The sequence below is a fragment of the Mesorhizobium sp. M7A.F.Ca.MR.148.00.0.0 genome (assembly GCF_003997735.1).
In the GTDB taxonomy this organism is placed as follows: domain Bacteria; phylum Pseudomonadota; class Alphaproteobacteria; order Rhizobiales; family Rhizobiaceae; genus Mesorhizobium.
Genome location: NZ_RZTB01000166.1, coordinates 7,642 through 8,752, shown reverse-complemented (window position 1 = coordinate 8,752; position 1,111 = coordinate 7,642). Strand labels below are relative to the sequence as shown.

The following is a 1,111-nucleotide window of genomic DNA, read 5'->3' as shown; positions in this document are numbered from 1 at the left end:
ATAGAATCTACCACTCAGAGAAGTACCCCTCGAAGATTCTGCTCCCCATTCTTCCAACGCCGTTGCCAAAGCGCCAGCACCGGAATGCGGCACGTTACGAGGCCAGCCTTGTCGCGCCGTTCGTCTTCCGGCTAGCGGATTCGAGGTCGATGATCCATCGATGCTCCGCGATGGCTCTCATCGACTTGCCGTTGGCCTACCATTTAAGGCAAAGAGCCTGCCGGGCGGTGAGCTCGACCTGAACGATCGCCGTCGCCTCGGCCTCCTGTTGTTCGAGCTTCGCATGGAGGAGCGCAACGGCTGTCACAGCCGCAGGCTGATGTTCGACTGATCCCGCTAAATCGCGTTGTTAGGAATCTCTGACCTCCACCAGCAACACGCCGGTAATATGCGTGGACAGCGAGAACACGCCAAGTTCCTGCGCGACTGGGCAGTATTCGCAGTAGATGGCCATTTTACGCTGCTACATTCACGAAGCGGGCACTGAGCGGCCTTTGAAACCCGCATGACAAGGGGAACCGCCGGGTCATCACGTAAGCCCGGTCTAAAGGGAGGACAGAATGAAGGAGTGGTTATTTAGTCGTCGTGCCGTCATGAAGGCGATGCTTATGGGAACGGCGGTGCCTTGGGTCCTGACCTCAAGGGCGTTCGGCGCGTCATCCTGCAGCGATCACATCGTGCGCGTCGGCGCCATCGCCGCCCCCGACTCGCTGAACCCTTTTGCCAGCTGGAGCAACTGGTGGCCACTCATCTTTACTTATGACTACCTGGTCGGTGTGGAAGCCCAGCGACACGACGATCGAAAGGGCTTTGCCAAATCGTGGTCCGTCGCCAACGACGAAATCACCTGGACGTTCAAGATCTGGCCCGGCATGATGTGGTCGGATGGCAAGCCTGCCACTGCCAGAGACGCCGCGTTCACCTATAATTACCTGCTCGGCTCCATGGGTAAGTCGGACGAACTGAACAGCGGCTTTAGTAGCACCGCCGGCTTCGACCAAGTCCAATCGATAACGGCCCTGGACGACGAAACGTTTCAAATCGTGACCAAGATCCCCACTCGCTGGCCAATCGACAGCGGGCCATTTATCGTTCCCGAGCACATCTGGAA

2 protein-coding genes are annotated in these 1,111 nt (G+C 58.1%); both read left to right on the top strand.

What is annotated here, in order from left to right; translation table 11 throughout:
• Positions 1-242: hypothetical protein (locus EOB49_RS37035; protein WP_206526165.1), on the top strand; the 242-nt coding region annotated here is incomplete at its 5' end.
• A 318-nt stretch (positions 243-560) separates the two neighbouring features.
• A partial coding sequence (locus tag EOB49_RS38150; protein ID WP_348630284.1) for an ABC transporter substrate-binding protein occupies positions 561-1,111 on the top strand: 551 nt, incomplete at its 3' end.